Source organism: Limnobaculum zhutongyuii, from assembly GCF_004295645.1.
GTDB lineage: Bacteria > Pseudomonadota > Gammaproteobacteria > Enterobacterales > Enterobacteriaceae > Limnobaculum > Limnobaculum zhutongyuii.
Window position 1 is genome coordinate 883,996 of sequence record NZ_CP034752.1, and the last position, 25,295, is coordinate 909,290.

The 25,295-nt window shown below is 48.7% G+C and carries 22 protein-coding genes; 10 read left to right on the plus strand and 12 right to left on the minus strand.

What is annotated here, in order from left to right; genetic code table 11:
- Positions 1 to 411 precede the first annotated feature (411 nt).
- On the plus strand, positions 412 to 618 hold the full coding sequence (locus tag EKN56_RS03555) for a hypothetical protein (RefSeq protein WP_130590548.1): 207 nt from the start codon (positions 412 to 414) through the stop codon (positions 616 to 618).
- Positions 619 to 710: 92 nt separating this feature from the next.
- Positions 711 to 938: a type II toxin-antitoxin system Phd/YefM family antitoxin gene (locus tag EKN56_RS03560; RefSeq protein ID WP_130590549.1), complete on the plus strand. Its 228-nt coding sequence runs from the start codon at positions 711 to 713 to the stop codon at positions 936 to 938.
- A 284-nt stretch (positions 939 to 1,222) separates the two neighbouring features.
- Here EKN56_RS03560 and EKN56_RS03565 read toward each other — a convergent pair whose 3' ends face one another.
- The 8 genes from EKN56_RS03565 to EKN56_RS03600 all read right to left on the minus strand — a co-directional run bounded on the left by EKN56_RS03565 (position 1,223) and on the right by EKN56_RS03600 (position 9,645).
- A complete protein-coding gene (locus EKN56_RS03565; RefSeq protein ID WP_130590550.1) occupies positions 1,223 to 2,131 on the minus strand; it encodes a LysR substrate-binding domain-containing protein in 909 nt (302 codons plus the stop codon).
- Between the two features lie 157 nt (positions 2,132 to 2,288).
- Positions 2,289 to 3,515 (minus strand): cytosine permease, encoded by a 1,227-nt coding sequence (locus tag EKN56_RS03570; protein WP_130590551.1) that lies wholly within the window; start codon positions 3,513 to 3,515, stop codon positions 2,289 to 2,291.
- A gap of 25 nt (positions 3,516 to 3,540) precedes the next feature.
- Entirely contained in the window at positions 3,541 to 3,933 is a 393-nt protein-coding gene (locus EKN56_RS03575) for an allophanate hydrolase-related protein (RefSeq protein WP_108901462.1), read from the minus strand.
- Between the two features lie 68 nt (positions 3,934 to 4,001).
- Positions 4,002 to 4,961, minus strand: a complete 960-nt coding sequence (gene arcC / locus EKN56_RS03580; RefSeq protein WP_130590552.1) for a carbamate kinase — start codon at positions 4,959 to 4,961, stop codon at positions 4,002 to 4,004.
- Positions 4,958 to 6,400, minus strand: coding sequence for a YlbE family protein (locus EKN56_RS03585; RefSeq protein ID WP_130590553.1), 1,443 nt, complete (start codon positions 6,398 to 6,400; stop codon positions 4,958 to 4,960). Before EKN56_RS03585 ends, arcC begins: the two co-directional genes overlap by 4 nt.
- Positions 6,401 to 6,411: 11 nt before the next feature.
- Positions 6,412 to 7,968 (minus strand): acyl-CoA synthetase FdrA, encoded by a 1,557-nt coding sequence (gene fdrA / locus EKN56_RS03590; RefSeq protein WP_130590554.1) that lies wholly within the window; start codon positions 7,966 to 7,968, stop codon positions 6,412 to 6,414.
- Between the two features lie 111 nt (positions 7,969 to 8,079).
- Positions 8,080 to 8,970 (minus strand): DUF2877 domain-containing protein, encoded by an 891-nt coding sequence (locus EKN56_RS20855; protein ID WP_168189598.1) that lies wholly within the window; start codon positions 8,968 to 8,970, stop codon positions 8,080 to 8,082.
- A gap of 6 nt (positions 8,971 to 8,976) precedes the next feature.
- On the minus strand, positions 8,977 to 9,645 hold the full coding sequence (locus EKN56_RS03600) for a cysteine hydrolase family protein (RefSeq protein WP_130590555.1): 669 nt from the start codon (positions 9,643 to 9,645) through the stop codon (positions 8,977 to 8,979).
- Between the two features lie 780 nt (positions 9,646 to 10,425).
- Here EKN56_RS03600 and fdnG point away from each other — a divergent pair.
- The 3 genes from fdnG to fdnI are packed head-to-tail and all read left to right on the plus strand — an operon-like array spanning position 10,426 to position 15,004.
- The gene (gene fdnG, locus EKN56_RS03610) at positions 10,426 to 13,473 is read left to right on the plus strand and encodes a formate dehydrogenase-N subunit alpha (RefSeq protein ID WP_142665286.1); all 3,048 of its coding nucleotides are present in this window, start codon (positions 10,426 to 10,428) and stop codon (positions 13,471 to 13,473) included.
- Positions 13,474 to 13,485: 12 nt separating this feature from the next.
- Positions 13,486 to 14,376, plus strand: coding sequence for a formate dehydrogenase subunit beta (fdxH, locus tag EKN56_RS03615; protein ID WP_130590558.1), 891 nt, complete (start codon positions 13,486 to 13,488; stop codon positions 14,374 to 14,376).
- Complete coding sequence (gene fdnI / locus EKN56_RS03620) at positions 14,360 to 15,004, plus strand: formate dehydrogenase-N subunit gamma (protein ID WP_130593588.1); 645 nt, start codon at positions 14,360 to 14,362, stop codon at positions 15,002 to 15,004. Before fdxH ends, fdnI begins: the two co-directional genes overlap by 17 nt.
- A 76-nt stretch (positions 15,005 to 15,080) precedes the next feature.
- Here the strand turns inward: fdnI and exuR are convergent, their stop codons facing one another.
- From exuR to EKN56_RS03640, 4 genes are all read right to left on the minus strand, one after another.
- Positions 15,081 to 15,863, minus strand: coding sequence for a transcriptional regulator ExuR (gene exuR / locus EKN56_RS03625; protein WP_130590559.1), 783 nt, complete (start codon positions 15,861 to 15,863; stop codon positions 15,081 to 15,083).
- A gap of 189 nt (positions 15,864 to 16,052) precedes the next feature.
- Positions 16,053 to 17,372 carry a TRAP transporter large permease gene (locus tag EKN56_RS03630; protein ID WP_130590560.1) on the minus strand — a complete coding sequence of 440 codons (1,320 nt, stop codon included), beginning with the start codon at positions 17,370 to 17,372 and terminating at the stop codon, positions 16,053 to 16,055.
- Positions 17,372 to 17,872: a TRAP transporter small permease gene (locus EKN56_RS03635; protein WP_130590561.1), complete on the minus strand. Its 501-nt coding sequence runs from the start codon at positions 17,870 to 17,872 to the stop codon at positions 17,372 to 17,374. The genes EKN56_RS03630 and EKN56_RS03635 overlap by 1 nt, the downstream gene beginning before the upstream one ends.
- Positions 17,873 to 17,947: 75 nt before the next feature.
- Entirely contained in the window at positions 17,948 to 18,937 is a 990-nt protein-coding gene (locus EKN56_RS03640; RefSeq protein ID WP_130590562.1) for a TRAP transporter substrate-binding protein, read from the minus strand.
- Positions 18,938 to 19,255: 318 nt separating this feature from the next.
- Here EKN56_RS03640 and uxaC point away from each other — a divergent pair, with 318 nt between their 5' ends.
- The 5 genes from uxaC to EKN56_RS03665 all read left to right on the plus strand — a co-directional run bounded on the left by uxaC (position 19,256) and on the right by EKN56_RS03665 (position 25,229).
- Positions 19,256 to 20,668 carry a glucuronate isomerase gene (gene uxaC / locus EKN56_RS03645; RefSeq protein WP_130590563.1) on the plus strand — a complete coding sequence of 471 codons (1,413 nt, stop codon included), beginning with the start codon at positions 19,256 to 19,258 and terminating at the stop codon, positions 20,666 to 20,668.
- 96 nt (positions 20,669 to 20,764) lie between these two features.
- Complete coding sequence (locus tag EKN56_RS03650) at positions 20,765 to 22,225, plus strand: tagaturonate reductase (RefSeq protein ID WP_130590564.1); 1,461 nt, start codon at positions 20,765 to 20,767, stop codon at positions 22,223 to 22,225.
- A gap of 19 nt (positions 22,226 to 22,244) precedes the next feature.
- A complete protein-coding gene (locus EKN56_RS03655) occupies positions 22,245 to 23,735 on the plus strand; it encodes a UxaA family hydrolase (RefSeq protein ID WP_130590565.1) in 1,491 nt (496 codons plus the stop codon).
- A 178-nt stretch (positions 23,736 to 23,913) separates the two neighbouring features.
- Complete coding sequence (locus EKN56_RS03660) at positions 23,914 to 24,624, plus strand: GNAT family N-acetyltransferase (RefSeq protein WP_130590566.1); 711 nt, start codon at positions 23,914 to 23,916, stop codon at positions 24,622 to 24,624.
- 164 nt (positions 24,625 to 24,788) lie between these two features.
- A complete protein-coding gene (locus EKN56_RS03665) occupies positions 24,789 to 25,229 on the plus strand; it encodes a helix-turn-helix domain-containing protein (protein WP_130590567.1) in 441 nt (146 codons plus the stop codon).
- Positions 25,230 to 25,295 lie beyond the last annotated feature (66 nt).

Below are 25,295 nucleotides of genomic sequence, written 5' to 3' on the forward strand. Positions count from 1 at the left end.
ATATCAACTGATCCCAATAGCTAAGATTATCCCTCAACAATCTCCATAATATTTCATCCTAATTGAGAATCCCTACTCTCACCCCATTCTCAAATATTTGCGAACCATCCCCACATTTTAAAATTAACCCACCAACTCGGCCTCTGCTCCATTGACCCTCTCCCTGTACAAATATACTGTGTTCTGGCTGCCGGTTTTTTATCCGCCAGCCAAAATAGCGAAACCCCGCAGTGCTCGAACACATACGGGGTTTCTCACCACAACGTTATATCGGAGATAACATCATGGCTGTGAAGAAGCATACCCAAATTCACTCTGAATTTATACTCGCAGTAAGATCCAATTGCGGATCGGGATCGAAAAAACGATCCCCTGTTGCAGCAAACTGGCTGAAAAAAGGAGGGTGCCGTCATGCTTAAACTTATCGACTCCACCCCAAAAGATCCGCTGGAACTGGTAGAACAATGCTTAGCGCTGACCTGCGCAGTCATCAACATCAATGAAGCTGCGGTAAAAGAGTCACTGCAATTTATCCTGCATGAAAAAATGGAAGCGCTGTTTAGTGCGCTTTATTGTGTGGAGGATGAAATGAAATCAGAGGTCGAAGGGCAGGTATAAAAATTATTGAAATCAGGGCATTGATAGGAAGAGATTCTTATCTTTGCCTCTGGTTCGAAAGTAAATTTTTAATAGCAGAAAGGCAAAACCTAATGAAAATAAAAACAATCAGCTACATAAAAAAACATGCCGCTGATTTAGATCTTTCTGAACCAATATTGGTAACCCATAACGACATACCCGCGTATGTTATCGAGTCTTTTGAAGATAGAAAATTTAAAGATGACGCGATAGCAATACTCAAGATTTTGACGCTTTCTGAAAAGGATAAACAGCAGGGTAAATTGTATTCTCGAAAGCAGTTGTTGAAGGAAATATAGTTAGCAATTGAGAGTGGTGTGATCAAAATTCAAAACACTCGGAGAAAATGTTTTAAAGAGATTATGAGGGTAGATGTTCCTAAACATAGCCAATCGTCGGGAGAGGCCGCCGTTGGGGTCGACTTGGCGTAAGCCAACGAAGCGCCCGTAGGCGGACTAGGCCCGACGCACTCCGGAGTAAAGTACAGATGGTCTTCCGGCCGAGCACAATGCCAATACCCACAATATCGCCTTTACGGCCGGAATATCCACAGAAGCTAATTAATCAGGTCTACCAACACCCATCAAAAATAGCCACACAACCGCCCCTTCATCTCCGCCCGCAGCAAAAACTCCGCCGCCCACTGCCGAACTTTCCCCATCCCATCCGACCGATAAGCAACAAACATCTGAGTAGCATGCTTATGCTCCTGCATTGGCTTCTTCACCAACTCACCGGCATTCAGCAACGGCAAACACAAATGATGAGGAATATAACCAATCCCTACATTTCGCCGAATCAAATCAATCGCAATATGAAAGTCAGGCACAAACACCGGCTTCTGGCCTTCAAGTAACCATGCCTGCTGCCGGGTGAAATTAATCGACGTATCGCGAATACAAATCGCCGGATATTTACGCAACTCGGCATTCTGCAAAGGATGAACCTGCGTGGCTAACGGATGCGTAGGGCCAACCACAAAATCCCAGTCCATTTGCCCGATAGGGGCGCTAATAATGCCCTCGGTACTGGGAACCGAGTGGGGTGCGCCAATGGCTAAGTCGGCCTTCTTACTGTACAGCGCATCCCAACTGCCGTTATACACTTCGGTATTCACTTTTAGCTGGGTAGAGGGAAATGCCTGCTCAAACTCACTGATAAACTCCACCAATGCACCAGGAGCGACAATATTATTTACCGCCACCGTCAGCTCGCGCTCAACCCCTTCATGCACCAATGCCGTATTGCGCTTCAGCGCATCCAGATCGTCAAGAATGGTCTTACTGTGGTGAATAAAATATTCACCGGCGGGGGTCAGTTCAATATAGCGCCCCTTGCGAATAAACAGCTCAATACCGAATGACTCTTCCAGCTTTTTAACCGTATAGCTGATGGCCGACGGCACTTTATTAATGTGCTCTGCGGCGGTGGTAATGCTTTTATATTCAGCAACCAGACGGACAATGCGAATAGTCTCATCAGAAATAAACATATTAAACCTGCGGGAGATTGGCGCGATTAATTGAAAAGCATCATGAAGCAGTTAATTAGCGGATGCAACCGCCTGTCAACGTTTGTGTTAAAGCGGATATATTCTCACTCCCGGTCAGGGGAGTGAGAACAGACAGAGCAGATAGCCGAACAGAGGTTTATTTGTTGGCAGAGGTGAGTTTGCTTAACACCGCGTAACACACACAGGCCACCAGAATGGAGTCTACCGATGGAATAGTGGTCAGGGTAAACATGCCTTTGATGGTCATAAAGCCAACCAGTGAACCGATAATCCATGCCACAAAGGTGGTGACTTTAATTTGAGATTCTTTAGCCAGCAGGCTTTCATCATAACCATTACGGCGATAGATAAAGAAGTCAGCAATATAAATGCCCGCCACCGGAGGAGTGGCCACACCAAGGAATAACAGGAACGGAATAAACCACGCCATAATATCCATGCTGCCAACGATGGCTGCCAGCACGCCTAAAGCCACGGTGATTTGCCATTTAGGGAAACGGGTAAGCAGAGTGGAAACCACCAGCGTGCCCTGAAACATATTGCCCGCGTTGCCGGTAACGGTAGCAAAAATCAGCAGAATGGCCGCCGGTAATACCGCGCCAAACAGAGCCATAGCCCCTAACAGTGAGCTTTGACCACTCAGTGCGCTCGGCGTTGCGCCCGCCCAGTACAGCAGTGGATAAGCAATCAGGAAGGTCAGCAATGCAGCGATAATAGCGTGTTTACGGTTATGCACAAAGCTGCCGAAATCCGGCAGGGTGGCGACTAAAACAATAATGGTACCCACCACCGATGAGATGGCCACCCCCATATTCATTGAGCTGAGATGTTCAACCACCGGCACTTTACCGTTAACCGCCACGTAAAGAATATAGCAAAGCACCAGCGCGATAATTGGCACTGCAAACTGCGCCACTTTACCCAGCACTTCAAAACCAAACGCGGTGGAGGCAACAAAGATAATACAACCGAAAGCAACCAACAGCGGAGTTGGCAGGTTAAAACCATATTGCGCCAGCAGGTCATGAACCGAATGACCAAACATATTGGCGGTAACGGTGATCCAGCCAAACAGGCTGATAGCCATCAGGATGTTGATGGCAATAGCCCCTTTCTCACCGAAGGCGTATTTCACGATGCCATAGGTAGGTAAGCGAGCCTTTTCCCCTACGCTGATAGTAATTGCCGCTAAAATAGCCAGAATTAATCCGCCAATGCTGACCACCTGAATCAACTCAGAGCTGGACAACTGATTACCTAAGCTGGATGAGGAAAGCAGTACCGGTGTAACGGCGATACCCAGCAAAATCATGGCGATACGGAGCCCTGAAGCAGTGTTTAAATTTTCACTCGTTTTGCGCATACGATATTCCTTTACGCTATAGCGTTTAGCTTAGGTGATGATGCCCGGTATATTTTCTCCAGCATCCTAAATCAGTGATCTCTTTTTGTCCTTCGGTTAACCATGGCTCTGCCAGCACGCCCAGCACTTCGCTGCCGTCTTGCAGTTTCACTTTGCCAATGGCTAAACCCGCAGGTTCGCTCATCAGTAAGTCAGCGAATGAACTTAATGGGAGTTCCCAGATTTCCAGCGATACCGAGGTGCCGCCTTCCATCACTCTGATCATGCCCGGGTGACGATCGTTAATGCTCCAGATGCGGTAGTGCGCATCGGTTTTATCTTCACGTACAAATACGCCGCCGGCTTTAAGCATATTCGGGTTGAGTTCCAGTCCACGCATTAGAGTGCCGTTGACCGCCAGCAAGGTTGTTGCTGCCATGTGTTGTCTCCTGTTAAATAATTATTCTGTCTAAAAGCCCCGCCAGGGCAGGGCTCAAAATGGGTTTACTACGGTGTAATCCAGGTGCCGGTTTTGTGTTCCAGCGCATCACGAATAGCTTCCGGGCTGGTAATTAACCCGCGGCCGGTTTTGCCATGCTGTTGGTTGTAAGCAATAAACCCCATAATGGCTTCCACTTTTGGCAACATGCTGCCAGCGCCAAACTGCTGCTGATCGATAAGTTCTTGCGCTTCCGCCATGGTCAGGTTGCTTAACCAACGCTGATCCGGCTGACCGAAATTGACCGCTACCTGCTTCACACCGGTAGGGATCAGCAGCAGGTCAGCTTCCAGCTGTTGAGCCAGCAGGGCGGATGCCAGATCTTTATCAATAACCGCTTCAACACCGGTTAACTGACCTTTGGCATCACGTACCACCGGAATCCCCCCGCCGCCGCAGGCGATAACCACACAGCCCTGAGCTAACAGACTGGCGATCACCTGATGTTCAATGATCTCTTGTGGCAAAGGAGAGGCTACAGTACGACGCCAGCCGCGGCCGGCATCTTCCATCACCGTCCAGTTCAGTTCCTGCTGGCGCTGACGGGCCGTGGCTTCATCAAAGAAGGCACCAATTGGCTTGCTGGGATGGCTAAACGCTTTATCGTCGGCGCTGACTAAAGTTTGAGTCACAATGGTCACCACCGGCTTATTAATTCCACGACGCTGAAGTTCGTTATTCAGCGCTTTCTGGAACATATAACCAATGGCACCCTGAGTATCACCAACCGCGTAATCCAACGGTACCGGCGCCACTTCCTGTTTTGACAACTCTGAACGGCGAAGAATAAAACCAACCTGTGGTCCGTTACCGTGAGTAACCACTAAGTCCCAGCCCGCTTCGATCATTTCGGCAATATGGCTAACGCTTTCAATTACTGACAGATACTGGTCAGGAATACTGTTGTGCTTATCGTCCGTAATCAACGCATTACCGCCTACTGCCACAATGGCTAATGGCTTACTCATGATGCTTTTCCTTCATGATGTTTTTCTGCATGCAGTCTGACCTGTTCTGCCAGTGCAGAAATGGCTTCAACAAAACCCGGCATTGGCGCGGTAGTAATACCAGCACCGATTTGGCCTACGCCGGCCTGTTTGTGTGCAATACCGGTATTAATGACCGGCAGAATGCCCCGATCGACCACTTTACGTGCATCAATACCGGCAGCGGTTGGTGCAAAGTTCAGCGCCGGTAGCGTAAAGGCCGGGTTGCCCCCCAGCGTGATGGCCTGCATCCGGCGGCTGTTATTGGTGGCATCATCCGGTGTACCACCAACAAATTTCACGATGGCCGGAGAAGAGGCCATGGCAAAGCCACCGACACCCGCGGTTTCGGTAATGGCGCTGTCACCTAAATCGGCGGCGGCATCTTCCACGCCATAGCTAGGGAAGAACAGACCTTCAACCGGGTTGGCAGGCGCCTGGAACCAGCGGTCACCGGTACCGGATAAACGGATACCAAAGTTGACACCGTTACGTGCCATTACGGTAACCATGGAGCTGAACGGTACGTTGGCGGCGGCATCCATCATGGCTTTACAGGCCGCCATAGACAGGTTGAGGAAGAAGTGATCGTTACCCACGATAAAGGCAGTAGCGCGCTGGATCAGATCTAACGGCAGGCCGCTTTCCAGCAGGGCAGGAATCAGGCGCTTAATCAGCAGGCCAGTGGCTGCGGCGTTACGGTTATGAACTTCATCACCCATATGCAGCGCTTGTGCCATCAGGGGTTTCAGTTCAAGGTCGCCTAAGATGGCAACGGCTTTTTTCAGTGCCGGAGCCAGTTCGTTTGCCATCCAGTGCAGGCGTTGCAGCACTTCATCATTGTTGGCACCAAAACGTAATACCTTGCCGAGCCCTTCGTTAAAGTTACTGAACGAACGGGCACCGTTGGTTTTATTTTCAATCACCCACAGCGGCATAGACGGACTGATAATCCCTGCCATCGGGCCAACGGCCTGATAATGGTGGCACGGTTCCAAATCCACCTGATGGTCCAGTACCATTTTTTCTGCCGCTTCATGGCTGGTGGCCCAGCCTTCAAACAGAATGGCACCAATAATCGCGCCTTTTACCGGACCGCACATGTTGTCCCAGCTAATCGGTGGACCGGAATGCAGAATCAGCTTGCGCTGAGACATAGCGCTGATAGCTTCACGGGCAAACATCACGTCAACCAGCGCTGGCTGGGCGCTAAGATATTGCTCAAATGCCTGCTTGTTGGCCTGTTCTACCAGTGGATGACGCATTAACCAGGCCAGATCCATACCTGCTTTAATGTTGCCCATAGCGGGTGGCTGCCAGCTCAGATTGATAACTTCACCACCGGCCTGTTGCAGGTTATTAGCAAAGCTTGCCAGACCTGCGTTAACCACTTTCAGCGGTTGACTAAATAATTGATTCATTGGGGACTCCATTATTTCTCTGCCTGCTGACGAGCAACATAACTTGCCCAAAGCGCAGCCTGTGCATTACAGCCTGCGACCAGAACGCCGGCCTGACGTAAATTATCTATTTGGCGCGACCTGACTTGCGGGTCGGCTTCGGTTCCACAAACGTGGGCAATTAACAGGGGAAGATTTTTGGCACCGAGTTTCTCGCGCACCTGACCAATCACCTCAAGCAGTTCATCCGCTGGCTCCATTGATGCGCCATAGCCCAGAACCAGATCGAACAGCACCACGGCGGTTTTAGGATCGCTAAGCTCTTCCTGAATTCGTTGGTTACGCAGGGTTGGGTCGATCATGGGGTGAGGACGACCGTTGGTGAAGTCGTCATCCCCCATATCGACAATGGTGTTGCCTTGGCTGTGCCAGATATCACTGAGTTGGGTATTGCCTTTTACCGGCGTATTGGAAGAGGCTGAGAATCCTTGCTGCTTACACAGCAGTTGCGCTTCATAACAGAAAGTACCACCGGCAAAAACACCGCGAATTTCACGACGCTGGGCAGGTAAGTGCACACTTTCAGCCGCCAGTACCTTTTCATCCGCAGGGGAAATTTGCGCCACGGAAGCTGGAATGGATTTCTGATTCAGCAGTGCCACCGCGACTTCTGCCGCATCGGCCAGCGTGTGAACAAAGGTGATGCCGGAGGTATGGAACTCTTGCGCATCGGCACCCAGGAAGTTAACCACGACGGGTTTACCGGCTTTTTGCGCCTGCTGCAAAATGCGTTCTGCTACCGGGCGGGCAGGCGGTTTGGAAATCAGTACAATCACCTGCGTTTCCGGATCGTTTGCCAGCGCATCCACACCAAACAGCATGGAAATGCCGCCAATCTCTTCGTGCAGGTCGTGTCCACCGGTGCCAAGAGCCTGAGAAATTCCGGCTCCCAACTGATCGATACGACAGCTGACTTCCTGCAATCCGGTACCGGAAGCGGCGACGACGCCAATGGCTCCGCGTTTTACCACGTTGGCAAAGCCCAGCGGCATACCGTTAACAATGGCGGTACCACAATCCGGTCCCATTACCAGCAGGTGTTTCTCTTGGGCTAATTCTTTGATCTGTTTTTCATGGGCCATGCTGACGTTATCGCTGAACAACATCACGTTCATACCCAGATTCAGGGCCTTAATCGCCTCGGCGGCGGCATAATCGCCGGGCACAGAAATCAGCGCCAGATTGGCGTCTTCGGCGGTTTCTTTGGCCATTTCCAGACTGGTTAATACCGGAGGGCAAACACCGCCGCTGTTACTCTCTTCCGGTTTGCTTTTCAGACGCTGTTCCGCCAGCGCAAGGGCTTCATCACAGGCTTCATCTTCACCACGAACGGCAATAATCAGATCGTTTGGACCGGCCTGACAGCCATTGTCCAGACCTGCGTCGCGCAGTTGAATCAGATTGGTTTCTGTTCCCATCACCACTGACGCCTGCTCGATGCCGGGCAGCTTATTGATTTGAGCGGATATCTGCATCAGGGAGACGGAATCCTGATACAAATTGGCAAATACTTTATGTTTTACACTCATGTTTATTACCTGTGCTTTTACTGCCTGCCAGGTTTTGCAGGCAAGGTCATCACGTGTCGATATTAGGAAATATCGACATGAATATTTAAAAAATAGGCCCCAGTTGGGGTATTAGTGCGCGCTACTGACGGTCCTTAAACCGTGTAATACGCCCGCCAGACAATCCACGCCGGAAGCAGCACCAAACTGCATCACCTGATGGCCGGCAAGTTTCAATTCCTGTTCCGTGGTCTGGCGACAAAAACAGCCTAAAAGTCGGTAAACGGGTTCGGAATAGTCTTGCTGTAGTGCTAGTGATAAATAGTGCTTACTGATATCCGTGGTTTTTGTCAGCATCTGAGCTATTGCCGCTTTTACGCTGGTTATATGGCGTGAAACGGTTGGATGCAGGTGCCACAGAGAAAGGGCGGCCAGATATCCCAACAGATAATCATCGCCATCTGGTGTTAAACCGGAGCCATAACCGATTAAACCAGCAACCTGCTGCTGTAATTGGCTATCGCTATGTGCCAGCTCTAACGAGGGGAGTCGTCCATCCGTTGATCCATCGGGAAGCAGCTGTAATGCGCTGTTCACCTGATGTTGCTGGCAATAATCAATCAGTAATGTTTTTAATACGCGGTGGTGGTTGCCAATCATTTGGCTATCTACCCCCGGTGGCATGCTGAGCTTCGCCGGTTGCCAGTTGCTGGCCCGAGTACTGTTGGCTTGCCAGTCACCACCGATTAACTGTCCCTGTTGGATGGTGATATTCATGGAACGACGACAGTAATTGCGCCAGTCCCAACCCGTCGGGGCCGCAATCCTTACGGCGCAGGGCAGGTTTTGATATTCGCTATTGAGCAGAGTTAACAGGCCGCCATTAACCAGCGACAAATTAACCGCACGGGAGAACACGCTGTGCACCGGTAAACAGTGGTTACCTTGCAAAATAGGCTGTGCAAGATAACCCACAGAGAGTACCGTCAGGCAAGGGTGGATAACCTGTGTTCTCCCTTCCATGATGGCTTACCCTTTCAGGCCTTCTACGATGGCGTTAGCGTCACTCACCCAGCCAAAGATAGCGCCCTGAGCTTTAATCATCTCCAGAGCATATTTTTGGAATTCAGGGAAATAGGAACCCACGCAATCCTGAGGAATAATGCACTCATAGCCGCGGTCATTGGCTTCACGCACGGTGGTATTAACGCAAACTTCGGTGGTAACACCGCAGACGATCAGGGTTTTGATGCCGTGATTTTGCAGAATTAAATGCAGGTCGGTTTGGTAGAACGCACCTTTGCCTGGCTTATCAATGATTGGCTCACCGGCAATCGGATAGAGCTCAGGGATAATGTCATGACCGTCTTCACCACGTACCAGAATACGACCCATTGGGCCTTTGGTACCGATAAAGGTTTGACCACCGCGAGTTAATTTTGCCGGAGGGCAATCTGTCAGATCGGCACGGTGGCCTTCACGGGTATGGATTACCAGCATCTTATGGTCACGTGCCGCTTTCAGCACTTTTTTGCATGGTTCAATGGCGGTACGAACCAGTGAAACATCGTTGCCCAACGCTTCGCCAAAACCACCTGGCTCAACGAAATCACGCTGCATGTCAATCATGACCAGCGCAGTAGTTTTTAAATCAAACGGCAGGGCAAAGGGTTCAGCACGAAAAGTATGTTGTGTCATAGGTCAGGCTCCTTGTGTCCCATGATTATGGGTAGGGGATTAAGTGTCGCTTCTCCGATCAGACTAGGCGAGGAATGAATAAACCGACAGGAAAATGATTTCCACCGTAGCGACAAATTTTTTGACGCAGAAAAAATAATCAGAACCAGCTCTCATTATCAGCTTGATACCCATCATATCTTTGGTTGTTAAATCAAAATAATTGATGCTGATATTGCTTTATGTGCAAATTATTTAATGTGTAAGTGTGAGTTAACGCGGCATTTTGATGACGTCAATGGGTGGTATCCAATGGAGAAGGAGGAGAAGAATTTTTATTTGAAACGGAGAAAACATCTCTTCGGAATCGCGAGAAAATCGCTACTTTTATGTTAATTTAAATGTTAAAAAAATTACTTCCTTAGAGGTAGTTAAATATGTCGAATTGTAAAAATTCTTTATAAAATAAAACAAGTTACAAATTTTTACATCTAAGGTGTATTTTTAGTCTATCAATATATTATGTTTCACTTTCAGGGTGATATGTCATCAATACCATTTTTATGGTTGGTTTAATCACGTCTGAATGGCTGTTTTTTGTTCAAATGTTAAATTTAATAACCTTGCAAATTATAATGCTATTAGTTGATCGAATTTTTGTATTAATACCTATTAAGTAGTAAAGATTTTAACAAAAACAAATCGATAATTAAGGATCGAGATCAATAAGTGAGACGGTTGTTCCCTCTATAATCCGCGCGTAAATGATTAAGTTCGTATGTCATCAATGAGGAGAGAACCATGCAGGTCAGCAGGAGGCAGTTTTTTAAAATCTGCGCTGGCGGTATGGCGGGTACAACTGCAGCGGCATTAGGTTTTGCACCCGCTGCGGCACTGGCGGAAACTCGTAATTATAAATTATTACACGCCCGTGAAACGCGTAATACCTGCACTTACTGTTCCGTTGGCTGTGGGCTGTTAATGTACAGCCTGGGCGACGGAGCGAAAAACGCCAAAAGTAGTATTTTCCATATCGAAGGGGACCCGGATCATCCGGTAAACCGCGGTGCGCTTTGCCCGAAAGGGGCGGGGCTTATCGATTACATTCACAGTGAAGGCCGTTTGCAATATCCGGAATACCGCGCGCCGGGTTCGGATAAGTGGCAGCGCCTGAGCTGGGATGACGCATTAAACCGCATTGCTAAATTAATGAAAGAAGATCGCGATGCGCATTTCCAACATACCAATGACGCCGGTACGGTAGTAAACCGCTGGTTGAGTACCGGTATGTTGTGTGGCTCTGCGGCCAGTAACGAAACCGGTTTATTAACTCAGAAGTTTATCCGGTCCCTCGGCATGTTAGGAATCGACCAAGTAGCACGTATCTGACACGGACCAACGGTAGCAAGTCTTGCTCCAACATTTGGTCGCGGTGCGATGACCAACCACTGGGTTGATATCAAAAATGCGAACGTGGTTGTGGTGATGGGCGGTAACGCTGCAGAAGCACATCCGGTTGGTTTCCGCTGGGCGCTGGAAGCCAAAAAACACAACAATGCCAAAATTGTTGTGGTAGATCCCCGTTTCACTCGAACGGCTTCGGTGGCTGATATTTATGCCCCAATCCGTTCCGGTACCGACATTGCTTTTCTGTCGGGCGTGATTCTGTATCTGATAAATAATAAAATCAATGCGGAATACGTGAAGCATTACACCAATGCCAGCTATATCATTCGCGAAGATTTCGGCTTTGAAGACGGCTTGTTCAGCGGCTTTGATGAGCAGAAAGGGCGTTATGATAAATCCAGCTGGAACTATCAGTTGGATGACAGCGGCCAACCAATGCGCGACCCATCGCTAAGCGATCCGCGTTGTGTATGGAACCTGCTAAAACATCACGTTAGCCGTTATACCCCGGATGTGGTTGAAAACATCTGCGGTACACCACAGGCAGATTTTGCCAAAGTGTGTGAAGTGCTGGCGGAAACCAGTGCGCCAAACTTAACCACCACCTTCCTGTACGCATTAGGCTGGACCGAACATACCGTTGGTTCACAAAATATTCGTACGATGGCGATGATTCAGCTGCTGCTGGGTAACATCGGCATGGCGGGTGGCGGCGTAAACGCACTGCGTGGTCACTCTAACGTTCAGGGTACTACTGACGTTGGTTTGTTATCTCAAAGCCTGCCGGGTTATCTGACCCTGCCTTCAGAAAAACACGCTAATCTGGAAACTTACCTGTCAGCGGTTACGCCGAAAAGCGTACTGCCAGGTCAGGTGAACTACTGGAGTAACTATCCTAAGTTCTTTATTAGCATGATGAAGAGCTTCTATGGCGATAAAGCGCAGAGAGATAATGACTGGGGCTTTGATTGGTTGCCTAAATGGGACCAATCCTACGACTGGATGCACTATTTCGAACGGATGGACAAAGGTCTGGTAACTGGCTTTATCTGTCAGGGGGTTAACGCACTGGCGTCATCTCCAAACAGAAACAAAACCGCCCGTGCTCTGGCGAAACTGAAGTTCCTGGTAGTGATGGATCCATTAGCCACCGAAACGGCCAGCTTCTGGGAAAACCACGGCGAGCATAACGACGTCGATCCTGCTGCTATTCAGACCGAAGTATTCCGTTTACCGTCCAGCTGTTTTGCTGAGGAAGATGGTTCTATTGCTAACTCCGGTCGCTGGTTACAGTGGCACTGGAAAGGCGCAGAGCCACCGGGTGAAGCTAAAACTGACGGTGAAATGTTATCTGCTTTGCTGTTTAAAATTCGCGAGCTGTATAACGCCGAAGGCGGTAACACACCGGAACCTCTGCTTAATATGCAGTGGAACTACTCTCGTCCGCATCATCCGGAATCGGAAGAAGTGGCGAAAGAGCTTAACGGTCGGGCGCTGGCGGATGTTGTGGATGCCAACGGTAATGTACTGGCGAAGAAAGGCCAACTGTTATCCACCTTTGCTCATCTGAGGGACGACGGTACCACCGCCAGTGCCTGCTGGATTTATGCCGGTAGCTGGACTGAGGCCGGTAACCAGATGGCACTGCGTGATAACGCTGACCCATCAGGCTTAGGTTTAACCACCAAATGGTCATGGGCATGGCCGGTTAACCGCCGCATTATCTATAACCGCGCATCTGCTGACGTACAGGGCAAAGCCTGGGATCCAAAACGTACTCTGATCGAGTGGGATGGCAGTAAGTGGGGCGGTAATGACGTGCCTGACTTTAACCTGACCGCGGCACCAGGTTCGGAAACCGGTCCATTTATCATGCAGCCAGAGGGCGTAGCTCGCCTGTTTGCACTGGATAAAATGGCGGAAGGGCCGTTCCCTGAGCATTATGAGCCAATTGAAACACCGATTGGTACTAACCCACTGCATCCAAACGTAGTGTCTAACCCGGCAGTGCGGATGTTTGAAAGCGATAAGAAAGAAATGGGTACCAGTAAGGAATTCCCTTACGTGGGCACCACTTATCGTTTAACCGAACATTTCCACACCTGGACTAAACACTCGAAGCTGAATGCCATTACTCAGCCAGAGCAATTCATTGAAATCAGTGAAGGGCTGGCGGCGAAAGTGGGTGTACAGCATGGCGATATGGTGAAGGTGAGTTCTAAACGCGGTGAGATTAAGACCAAAGTGGTGGTGACCAAACGTCTTCGCACGCTGAAAGTAAATGGTCAGGATGTGGAAACTGTCGGTATACCAATTCACTGGGGCTTTAAAGGTGCGGCGCGTAACGGCTTTATTGCCAATACCCTGACGCCATCGGTGGGTGATGCTAACTCACAAACGCCAGAGTTTAAGGCGTTCCTGGTTAACGTGGAAAAGGTGTAACGGAGAACAATTATGTCAATGCAATCTCAAGACATTATGAAGCGTTCCGCCACCAACGTTTTGACGCCGCCTCCACAGGTGCGTCATCACCAGGAAGAAGTGGCAAAGCTGATTGATGTCACCACCTGTATTGGCTGTAAAGCCTGTCAGGTGGCCTGCTCTGAGTGGAACGATATTCGTGATGAAATCGGTCATAACGTCGGGGTTTATGATAACCCGGCGGATTTGACCCCGCAGTCATGGACCGTTATGCGCTATTCGGAAGTCGAGGAAAACGGCAAGCTGGAATGGCTGATCCGTAAAGATGGCTGTATGCACTGTAGCGAGCCGGGCTGCCTGAAAGCCTGCCCGTCTGCTGGTGCGATTGTACAGTACGCTAACGGTATCGTTGATTTTCAGTCAGAACACTGTATCGGTTGTGGTTACTGCATCGCCGGTTGTCCGTTCGACGTTCCGCGTCTGAACAAAGAGGACAATCGGGTATACAAATGTACCCTGTGTGTTGACCGCGTTAGCGTTGGTCAGGAACCTGCCTGTGTGAAAACCTGTCCGACTGGTGCCATTACTTTTGGTACCAAGAAAGACATGATTCATCTGGCAGAGGAGCGTATTGCCGAGCTGAACTCTCGTGGCTATACCAATGCCGGTTTATATAATCCGGAAGGGGTTGGCGGTACGCACGTGATGTATGTGCTGCATCATGCCGATCGTCCTGAGCTGTATCACGGCCTGCCGAAAGATCCGACCATCAGTCCGGTGGTTGGTTTCTGGAAAGGCATTCTGAAGCCGCTGTCGGCTCTGGGTTTTGTAGCGACCTTTGCCGGTCTGATTTTCCACTATGTGGGTGTCGGTCCTAATAAAGTCGACAGCGATGACGAGGAAGATCATCATGAAGAAAAGTAAGATGATTAAACGTAACTCGTTTATCGACAGAGCCTGCCACTGGACGGTAGTGATTTGCTTCTTTCTGGTTGCCCTGTCGGGTATTGCGATGTTTTTCCCATCGCTACACTGGCTGACGCAGACTTTCGGTACGCCGCAAATGGGACGGATTCTGCATCCTTTCTTTGGTGTACTGATTTTCCTGGTACTGATTGTGATGTTCTTCCGCTTTGTGAAGCACAACATTCCGAAGAAGGATGATATTGGCTGGTTCCTGCATATTGTGGAAGTGCTGAAAGGCAATGAGCACAAAGTGGCGGACGTGGGTAAATATAACCCGGGTCAGAAGATGATGTTCTGGAGCATTATGAGCCTGATTCTGGTGCTGCTGGTTACCGGCGTTATCATCTGGCGTCCTTACTTTGCACATCTGTTCCCAATGTGGTCGATCCGTTTGTGTCTGTTACTGCACGCGGTAGCGGCGATTGTGCTGATTCACGCCATTCTGATCCATATCTATATGGCATTCTGGGTGAAGGGCTCTATTTCCGGCATGATTGAAGGTAAAGTCAGCCGTAAATGGGCCAGAAAGCACCATCCACGCTGGGCCCGTCAGGTTGAAGCCGAAGAAGAAAAAGACAAGCGCTGATAGCGATTGGTTTTTCTGAATAAGCGTGAAAACGGCGAGATTATCTCGCCGTTTTTGTTGATGAAATAGTGTTGTTTTACTTTCTTTTCTCAACCACCGAAGCATGCTCCAGATGTACCACCGGATTCTCAGCAAACATATAGCGATCAACGTTAAATTCGAAGTCTTCGCTGGTGGCGTTAAATAACATCTGTTTGGTGTTTTCCAGGTGTTCCCACATGGCTACTTTGGCGGCATAGGGGTCTTTCCGGGTTAGCGCTTTGAGGATTTTATCATGCTCGTCGCACCAGCTTTCGATGGAGCGCTCGTCAATATGTTCGTGCAGTTTACGCCAGTAAGGGTTAAGCACTCGCTGGCTCCACATCTTTTCAACAATGGTGGCCATCGCCGTATTGTGGGTGGACATCGCGACCTGAATGTGGAATTTTAAATCCCATTCGGAATCCCTGAAGCGGTCCTCTTTACGGGCATGTTCCTGAATTTCCATCAGCTTAAGCAAATCTTCTTTGGTGACCTGAGTCGCGGCAAATTCAGCGATATTACTCTCAATCAACTGGCGAGCCTGTAACAGCTCAAATGGACCGCAGGAGGCGAATTCCAAACCGCTGTGGGGCATCACCCTGGTTTTAGCCTGATTAGAGATAACATGAATGCCGGAACCTTTACGTACATCCACATAGCCTTCTACTTCCAGCATGATAATGGCTTCGCGCACCACCGTTCGGCTCACGTTCATTTCATCAGAGATAAGACGCTCTGCCGGTAATTTTTCACCAACGGCATACACACCTTGCTCAATGCGACGTTTTAATTCGGTAGCGATTTGTTGATATAAGCGAGAACTGTCGGCCATTTGCATATTGAGTACTCTAATCGTTAAAACCAGTGATTGAAGGCTTAATCGGACATCATCAGGCTATCATACCACTTATAGAATTTGTTCACTATGTTGTGTTGAAATCAATGAAGAGTATTGGTTTATCGCGGTTTTTATCTTTTAGCTGTTCATCGCTGGCACCAAATACAGTACCAGCGATGAAGCAGAACCTTATTTCATGCCAAACAGACCCGGCAAGAACAGGGAGAGCTGAGGGATGTAGCTGACGGCAAACAGTGTAACCAGTAATGCAGCAAAGAACGGTAACATGGGTTTCAGCAGGTCTTGCAGCTTCACGCCAGAAACCGAGCAGCCAACGAACAGGGCACTGCCAACCGGCGGGGTACAGAGTCCGATACACAGGTTGAATACCATCATAATACCGAAGTGCACCGGATCCATTCCCATCGATTTAACGATAGGTAAGAAGATCGGGGTGAAGATCAGTACCGCAGGGGTCATATCCATAAACACCCCGATGATTAACAGAATAATGTTAATGATCAGCAGGATGACAATCAGGTTATCCGATACGCTGATTAACGCTTCGTTAATCATATAAGGGATATCTGCATTGGTCATGGCCCATGACATACCAACAGAAACGCCAATCAGGAACAGTACGATAGAGGTAGTGACCACCGAATCAAGAATGATTTTTGGCAGATCTTTAAATTTAATTTCGCGGTAAATCAGTACCGAAAGTACAAAGGTATAAACTACCGCAATGGCGGAGGCTTCGGTTGCGGTAAAGATACCACCCAAAATGCCACCCATAACGATCACCACCATCAGCAGGCTTGGGATCGCATCCAGAAAAGCTTTTACTACCATTTGCATGGTAGGACGTGGTGCCATCGGATAATTACGGCGCTTGGCGATAATGTAAGTGACTAACATGACGCTCAGGCCCATCAGAATGCCCGGAATATAACCGGCCATAAACAGAGTGGCTACCGAGATACCGCCTGCGGTCAACGCATAAACGATCAGCACGTTTGACGGCGGAATCAGCAGGCCGGAGATACAGGACGTGACGTTAATAGCAGCGGTGAAAGAGGGCTCATAGCCTGCTTTTTTCTGCATGGGTGCCATGGTGCCGCCAACCGCCGCCGCGGCGGCAACCGCTGAACCGGAAATCGAACCGAACATCATGTTGGCCATCACGTTAACGTGCCCCAAAGAACCCGGGATACGACCCACCATAATTTGAGAAAGATTAATCAGGCGGTGGGCAATGCCCCCGCTGTTCATCAGCGAGCCTGCCAGTATAAAGAACGGTATCGCCAGCAGCGAGAAGCTATCGAGTCCAGTGGCTATCTTTTGGCCGGAGATGGTTAACGTAACATCGGTGGGCAACATCAGTGAGCCAGCGACCAGCGTGGCAATACCAATAGCAAAAGAGATAGGGACACCGGTAAAAACCAGGATGACAAAGGTCATCAACATAACAAGGGGAACAAACCATTCCCAGGCAGTGAGCCATTCCATTATTTACTCTCCTCTGTTGTCCCGGGATTGACGATAGCATCGATGATAAACAGCAGGCTGTAATACACCATGATGATGCCGCTTATTGGTAATACTATGTAGATATAAGCCATAGGTACCTGCATGGCAGGGGAAACCTGACCAGACTCATACACTTTTGCTAACAGGGTATAACCGCCCCAAATCATCACACCGCCGGAAAAACCGCAGATGCAAAGATTAATAATAATGTTGCTGATACGGCGCTTAATGCCGGTCAGGTTTAAGGTAAACAGGTCAATGGAAAGGTGCTTTTGCAGGCCAACGGTATAAGCGGCACCTAATAAACCAACCCAAATCATACTAAAGCGGGCAATCTCATCCGTCATCGTGCTGGGGCTATTGAGGACGAAGCGGCTGAACACCTGCCAGACGACGCAAATCACCAGTATCACCATCATGACGACTGAGAATGTTGCGATAAACCAATCAATTGGCTTTTTTAATTTTTCAATAGGCATGTTGTTTGTTCCATAAAAATAGCGGGCTGAACAACGGCATTTATCAACCCCTTCAGCACCGCTATTGGAAAGACATTACTTGTTTGCTTCGCCTTCGATTTTGGTCATCCATTCCGCCACGCTGGCGTCTTTTCTGAAATCGTCATACAGCGGTTTTAATGCTTCACGGAATGGGGTCTTATCAACGGTGATAAAGGTAGCGCCCATCTCTTGTGCTTTATTACGTGAATTGGTGACTTCTTCATCCCATAACTTCTGTTGATACACTTCAGAATTGCGGGCCGCTTTGGTAATAATTGCACGCTGCTCGTCACTCATGCCGTTCCAGACTTTAGATGCGATAACCAGATAGTCAGGTACGCTGGTGTGCTGGTCTTCGGTATAGAACTTGGCGACTTCAACGTGACGGGTTTGGAAGTAAGACGGCTCGTTGTTTTCTGCGCCATCAATAACCCCTTGTTGCAGGGCGGTATACACTTCACCAAAAGGAATGGGTGCCGGTGAAGCGCCTAACAGTTCGATGATTTTATTGGTGGTTGGAGTAGAGACCACGCGGATCTTCATGCCTTTCATATCCGCCGGAGAGTTGATTGGCTTTTTAGCATAGAAGCTGCGAGTACCCGCCACGTAAGCAGCTATAGCCACAAATCCTTTGCTGTCAGTCTGCTTCATCAGTTCCTGACCAACCGGTCCGTAAAGAACGCGCTTAAAGTGAGCATCATCTTTAAACAGGTATGGCAGGCTAAATACGGAGAATGCGCTGGCAAACGGTTCCATTTCACTGGCGCTACCTTTGGTCATATCCAGCGCACCGTTTTGCATCATTTCGATGGTTTCACGTGGGCCACCCATCTGACCGTTTGGATAGATGCGTACACGCATCTTACCGCCAGACTCTTCTTGTATCTCTTTTGCCATCTGATCCATTGCTTTATGAACCACATGTTCCTGATCCAGATTGTGAGCCAGTTTCAGGGTGATTTTTTCAACCGCGACAGTGCTCATCGAGGTCATCATCAGCGGTACTGAAAGGCAAAGACTCGCTAATAGTGGTTTTAGTTTCATCCTTCTTATTCCTTTTTTGAGTGGAGGTTTAAGGTAGAGCCAAAGGTATCAATTTGTATTTTGGTTGATAGCTTATGTTAACCTGTCATATATCTTTCTTGGTTGAGGTATATCACAAAAACCAGAATATTATGGGTAACATCGTGCAACCACTAGCTAATAGTAGGGTTTGTTAATGATTAGTCGACAGGGTAAGGTATGTGACAGGCTGTAAAAAGGTGAAGATTACAAAAATGAGATCTAACTCACTTTGATATTGGTATAACAACTTATAGAATGATATAAACAGCGAATCACTCTGACTAAGGAAATCATTCCATGTCTCAATTTTTAACTGAAGATTTTTTACTGGATACCGAGTTCGCCCGTCAGCTATACCATGGCTACGCGGCAGAACAGCCTATTTTTGACTACCATTGCCACCTGCCCCCAGAGCAAATCGCCAACGACTACAAATTTAAAAACCTATATGACATCTGGTTGAAAGGGGATCACTATAAGTGGCGTGCCATGCGTACTCACGGCGTGGCTGAACGTTTGTGTACTGGTGATGCCTCAGATCTTGAGAAGTTTAAAGCCTGGGCCGCTACCGTTCCCCATACCATTGGTAATCCACTTTACCACTGGACGCATTTAGAACTGCGTCGTCCCTTTGGTATTACCGGCGTTTTACTCTCTTCCTCAACTGCCGATGACTTATGGAACCGCTGTAATCAACTGCTGGAGCAAGAGCGCTTCTCTGCCCGCGGCATCATGCAACAAATGAATGTCAAAATGGCAGGAACCACTGATGATCCGGTCGATTCACTGGAGCACCACAAGGCGATTGCACAGGATGGCAGCTTTAAAATTAAGGTATTGCCAAGCTGGCGTCCGGACAAAGCATTCAATATTGATTCACCGGCATTTGTTGAATATATCCATCGTCTGGAGGCCGCAGCAGACAATTCTATTCATCGTTTTAGTGAATTGTGTGATGCGTTAAACAAGCGTCTGGACCATTTTGCCGCACACGGCTGTCGTATCGCCGACCATGCGCTGGATGAAGTGGTATACCAGCAAGCGGATGAAGCAACGTTGGATGGCATTCTGGCCCGTGCGCTTCAGGGGCACTCACTATCAACGGAAGAAGTAGCCCAGTTTAAAACCGGCGTACTGTTGTTTTTGGGTAGCCAATATCATCAGCGTCAGTGGGTACAGCAGTACCATATTGGCGCGTTGCGTAATAATAATGCCTTCATGCTGCAACGCTTAGGGCCGGATACCGGTTTTGACTCCATCCACGATGCGCCTGTGGCTTTGCCTTTGTCCCGTCTGCTCAATGCGCAAGCGGCGAATAATGCGCTGCCGAAAACCATTCTTTATTGCCTGAATCCGCGTGATAACGAGGTGTTGGCCACCATGTGCGGTAACTTCCAGCAGGAAGGTATTCCGGGCAAGATGCAGTTTGGTTCCGGCTGGTGGTTTAACGACCAGAAAGATGGCATGCAGCGTCAAATGATGCAGCTTAGCCAGCTGGGTTTGCTGAGCCACTTTGTTGGCATGCTGACCGATAGCCGCAGTTTCCTCTCCTATACCCGCCATGAGTATTTCCGCCGCATTCTGTGCCAGATGATAGGCCGTTGGGTGGCGGATGGCGAAGCTCCGGCAGATATTCAACTGTTGGGTGAAATGGTGAAAAACATCTGTTTTGACAACGCTAAACGCTATTTCGCCATCGAGCTTGAGTAATGCTACCGCCTGTCCGTATTGGACTTTTGTCATCCGTAATCAGAGGGAGTGCGGTAGCGCTCTCCTCCCATCGGTCAATAGAATTAGGGTAAAACTATGCAGAATTTAAATCGTCAGAATTTTCCCGGCCCTCAGTACCCGGATAAGATTATTCAGTTTGGTGAGGGGAATTTTTTACGCGCCTTTATTGACTGGCAGATTGATTTATTAAACGAAAACACTGACCTGAATGCCGGGGTTGTTGTGGTTCGTCCTATTGATAGTGATTTTCCCCCTTCGCTGAGTACTCAGGATGGTTTGTATACCACGATTATTCGTGGGTTGAATGAGCAAGGGGAAACCGTTCGGGAAACCCGTTTAATTCGTTCAGTTAACCGTGAAATTAATGTTTATCAGCAGTTCAATGACTATCTGGCGCTGGCGCAGGATGAAAACATCCGCATCGTCTTCTCTAATACTACCGAAGCGGGCATCAGCTTTAATCCGAACGATAAACTGGATGATGCACCACCAGCCAGCTATCCGGCCAAGTTGACCCGTTTGCTGTATGAGCGTTTCGTCCATTTTAACGGTGCGGCAGATAAGGGTTGGATTTTGATCCCTTGCGAACTGATTGATTACAACGGTGATGCCCTACGCGAATTAGTATTGCGTTATGCGACCCTGTGGCAACTGCCGACAGCATTTGTGACCTGGCTTGAACAACACAATACTTTCTGTTCAACGCTGGTTGACCGGATTGTTACCGGCTATCCGCGTAATGAAGTCGATGCTTTGCAGCAAGAGCTGGGCTATCAGGATACCTTTTTGGATACTGCCGAGTATTTCTACCTGTTTGTGATTCAGGGCCCTCGCTGGCTGGAACAGACGCTGTGTCTGGATAAGCTGAAGCTGAATATTCTGATTGTCGACGACATTAAACCTTACAAAGAGCGCAAAGTCGCGATTCTGAACGGTGCCCATACGGCTCTGGTGCCGGTTGCTTATCTGGCTGGTCTTGATTATGTCGGTCAGGCGATGGATGACGAACAGATCAATCGCTTTGTGGAACAAACCATTTTTAATGAAATTGTTCCGGTGCTGTCACTGCCAAAAGATGAACTGAACTCATTTGCACATGCGGTAATTAGCCGCTTCCGGAATCCTTTTATTCAGCATCAACTACTGTCTATCTCCCTGAATGGGATGACTAAGTACCGTACCCGTATTTTGCCTCAACTGGTGGAATATCAGCGTCAATATGGAAAATTACCAACGCATCTGACCTTTGCGCTGGCGGCGCTGATTGCTTTCTATACCGGCAAACGCGGTGATGAGATAACACCATTACAGGATGACGACATCTGGTTAACGCGCTATGCCAGCCTCTGGTCACAACAGCAAAGCGGCCAGATTTTGCTAATCGATCTGGTGACTGATGTGTTGTCTCAAACCACCCACTGGGAACAGGATTTAACGGCTATTCCGGGGCTGGTGTCATTAGTGGCTGAACAGCTACAGGCAATTCAGGAAAACGGCATGAGAGCAGCGCTAAATCAGTACTGTTTTAGCCAATGAACGACAGTCAGGATCAACTATGAAACACATGATAAAAATTCATCCTGCTGATAATGTTGCCGTAGCGCTACAGGATTTAATGGATGGGGCCATCGTTGAGGTCGACGGGCAATCGCTGGTGCTTAAACAGCCGATTAGCCGGGGACACAAGTTTGCTCTTGAAGCGATTGCCGCTGACGGGCAGGTGATAAAGTATGGCCTGCCTATTGGCCATGCTTTACAACCGATTGCTGCCGGTGAGCATGTACATTCGCAAAATCTTAAAACCAACTTAGGTGAGCTGGATAATTATCAGTACCATCCGGTAGCGGTTTCACTCGCTTCTCCGCTGGCGGATCCTGAAGTAGCGATTTACCGTCGTAACAACGGTCTGACAGGGATCCGCAATGAGCTGTGGATTATTCCAACGGTTGGTTGTGTAAACGGTATTGCCCGTCAGATCCTTCAGCGTTTTAAACAGCAACATGCGAATTTAAACGATATTGATGGTGTTTACCTGTTTAACCATCCTTTTGGCTGTTCTCAGCTCGGTGATGACCATCAAAATACCCGCACCATGTTGCAGAACATGGTGCGCCATCCAAATGCCGGTGCGGTTTTGGTGATTGGGTTAGGGTGTGAAAACAATCAGGTCGATGAGTTTCGCCGTACTCTGGGTGAAGTGGATGAATCACGAACCCGTTTTATGGTGTGCCAAAAATATGACGATGAAGTGGAAGCGGGCGTTGAATACCTGAATGAGCTGTATCAGGCGATGCGCCATGACCGCCGTCAACCGGGCAAGCTGAGTGAAGTCCGCTTTGGTCTGGAGTGCGGTGGTTCTGATGGATTGTCAGGTATCACCGCTAATCCTCTGCTGGGGCGTTTTTCTGACTTTCTGATTGCTCACGGTGGAACCACGGTGTTAACCGAAGTGCCGGAGATGTTTGGTGCCGAGCAGGCTTTGATGAATCATTGCCGCAACCAGCAGACCTTTGAGAAAACCGTGAGTATGATTAACGATTTCAAAAGCTATTTTATTGCCCATCAGCAGCCGATTTATGAAAACCCATCGCCGGGAAATAAAGCCGGTGGGATTTCTACCCTGGAGGAGAAATCGCTGGGTTGTACTCAAAAAGCAGGCAGCAGTCAGGTGGTTGATGTGCTTAAGTACGGCGAACGCCTGAAAGCGTCGGGTTTAAACCTGCTTAGCGCTCCGGGGAATGATGCGGTAGCCACCAGCGCTTTGGCCGGTGCTGGCTGCAATATGGTGCTGTTTTCTACCGGTCGCGGCACCCCTTATGGTGGTTTTGTTCCTACCATGAAGCTGGCAACCAACAGCGAGTTGGCGAAGAAAAAGCCTCACTGGATTGATTTTGATGCCGGACAGCTGTTGTATGGTGTATCGATGGACGAACTGTTAAGTCAATTTATTGATTACACCGTTAGCGTGGTCAACGGTAAGTTAACCTGTAATGAAGTGAATGATTTCCGTGAGCTGGCTATCTTTAAAAGTGGAGTGACGCTGTAAAGCTCTGACAGTTAATGATTCACTGTTGCTTCATCGGTTAACCGCCAGCATTTTCTGATGCTGGCGGTTTTGTTTTGAATAAAATAATGGTTTAAAAATTCACTCATCGGCTCTTACTATTGTCATCACCTGAGGTTAAAGTAATAAAAACACCAATTCACACCGAAGGAGTCTTTCAGTGTCCCACACTTTGAATCAGTATCAACAACCTGTTGGTGAAACGCTTACGGACTGGCAACCGCGCCAGCACCCACAGCGTATTGAGCTCGTTGGCGAATATTGCCGTCTGGAGCCGCTACAGGCAGCACGTCATGCAGAAGACCTGTTCTATGCTTTTAGTCAGGCTCCTGATGGTCGTGACTGGACCTATATGGCCTATGGTCCGTTTGAGGATCAGGCGCTGTATTTTCAACACGTCGAGCAGGCTTCCGGCACCACCGATCCGTTGCATTTTGCCATTGTCGATCAGGCGACTAACCGTGCGGTAGGGACTATTGCTTTGATGCGTATCGATAAAGTGAGCGGTGTGATGGAAGTGGGGCACGTTACCTTTTCTCCATTGCTGAAACAAACTCGAATTGCCACTGAAGCACAGTATTTACTGATGTGTTATGCCTTTGACAAGTTGGGATACCGTCGCTATGAGTGGAAATGCGATAACCTCAATGCCCCTTCTCGTGCGGCAGCGCAACGCTTAGGCTTTACCTTCGAGGGCATTTTCCGTCAGGCGGTGGTCTATAAACAACGTACCCGTGATACCGCATGGTTCTCCATTCTGGATAGCGAATGGCCGGTAATTAAAGCGGGTATGGAGCGCTGGCTGAGTGAAGCTAACTTTGACAGCAACGGTAAGCAAAAGCTAAGCCTGAAAGCCTGTCGTGAACTATAATTATTGTTGTTAGCGGTGATTTTTCCTCTGTAGTGAGGCTGTGTTATTTCCCGGGAAATAGCATTCCTGCAGGGGGAAGATCACATTCATTTAATTCATTTTATATAACACCACAGTTAGTAGGTATAATAGCAACAGACAATTGCAACACATCAGGTACAGCCATGAAATTTAATACCGTATCCGATAGCGAAATCATTTCTGAGCTTTGCCGCAGAATTAAAGAGACGCGTATTGCCATGCGGTTATCTCAGATTGAGCTGGCAGAACGAGCGCAAGTGGGTATCGCTACCATTAAGCGCGTAGAAATGGGGGAAGCCGTCACGTTAAGTACGTTGATTGGTATCCTTCGTGGTTTAGATCGCCTGCATCAGCTGGAAGGGATCTTATTTGATTCTGAAGTCAGGGCGTTTAACGCTCAGATCACCCCTGATGCGGAAAAAGCCCCGGTACGCATCCGCAAAAAGAGCGGCGAAAGTGAAGGGGAAGGGGATAAAAACCCCGCCGGACTGGAGTCAAACGTGCCACAGGACGACAGCAACTGGTATACCCTGGCAGCGAAAAGTAATGTAGTCTGGCCGTGGTTTAAGCCGGAAAAGAAATAGCACGTTACTTCAGAACATGTTAGCAGACAAAAAAATATCCCCTGTACGGTGATGCCGGATAGGGGA

Bases quoted from the DNA above. Each gene is read 5' to 3' on its own strand.
- EKN56_RS03635 (WP_130590561.1), bottom strand. From the start codon at position 17,872: ATGCCTATTGAAAAATTAAAAAAGCCAATTGATTGGTTTATCGCAACA.
- EKN56_RS03665 (WP_130590567.1), top strand. From the start codon at position 24,789: ATGAAATTTAATACCGTATCCGATAGCGAAATCATTTCTGAGCTTTGC.
- EKN56_RS03630 (WP_130590560.1), bottom strand. From the start codon at position 17,372: ATGGAATGGCTCACTGCCTGGGAATGGTTTGTTCCCCTTGTTATGTTG.
- EKN56_RS03560 (WP_130590549.1), top strand. From the start codon at position 711: ATGAAAATAAAAACAATCAGCTACATAAAAAAACATGCCGCTGATTTA.
- EKN56_RS03640 (WP_130590562.1), bottom strand. From the start codon at position 18,937: ATGAAACTAAAACCACTATTAGCGAGTCTTTGCCTTTCAGTACCGCTG.
- EKN56_RS03570 (WP_130590551.1), bottom strand. From the start codon at position 3,515: ATGCGCAAAACGAGTGAAAATTTAAACACTGCTTCAGGGCTCCGTATC.
- EKN56_RS20855 (WP_168189598.1), bottom strand. From the start codon at position 8,970: ATGGAAGGGAGAACACAGGTTATCCACCCTTGCCTGACGGTACTCTCT.
- fdxH (WP_130590558.1), top strand. From the start codon at position 13,486: ATGTCAATGCAATCTCAAGACATTATGAAGCGTTCCGCCACCAACGTT.
- EKN56_RS03600 (WP_130590555.1), bottom strand. From the start codon at position 9,645: ATGACACAACATACTTTTCGTGCTGAACCCTTTGCCCTGCCGTTTGAT.
- EKN56_RS03565 (WP_130590550.1), bottom strand. From the start codon at position 2,131: ATGTTTATTTCTGATGAGACTATTCGCATTGTCCGTCTGGTTGCTGAA.
- exuR (WP_130590559.1), bottom strand. From the start codon at position 15,863: ATGCAAATGGCCGACAGTTCTCGCTTATATCAACAAATCGCTACCGAA.
- fdrA (WP_130590554.1), bottom strand. From the start codon at position 7,968: ATGAGTGTAAAACATAAAGTATTTGCCAATTTGTATCAGGATTCCGTC.
- EKN56_RS03555 (WP_130590548.1), top strand. From the start codon at position 412: ATGCTTAAACTTATCGACTCCACCCCAAAAGATCCGCTGGAACTGGTA.
- EKN56_RS03655 (WP_130590565.1), top strand. From the start codon at position 22,245: ATGAAACACATGATAAAAATTCATCCTGCTGATAATGTTGCCGTAGCG.
- arcC (WP_130590552.1), bottom strand. From the start codon at position 4,961: ATGAGTAAGCCATTAGCCATTGTGGCAGTAGGCGGTAATGCGTTGATT.
- EKN56_RS03585 (WP_130590553.1), bottom strand. From the start codon at position 6,400: ATGAATCAATTATTTAGTCAACCGCTGAAAGTGGTTAACGCAGGTCTG.
- uxaC (WP_130590563.1), top strand. From the start codon at position 19,256: ATGTCTCAATTTTTAACTGAAGATTTTTTACTGGATACCGAGTTCGCC.
- EKN56_RS03575 (WP_108901462.1), bottom strand. From the start codon at position 3,933: ATGGCAGCAACAACCTTGCTGGCGGTCAACGGCACTCTAATGCGTGGA.
- EKN56_RS03650 (WP_130590564.1), top strand. From the start codon at position 20,765: ATGCAGAATTTAAATCGTCAGAATTTTCCCGGCCCTCAGTACCCGGAT.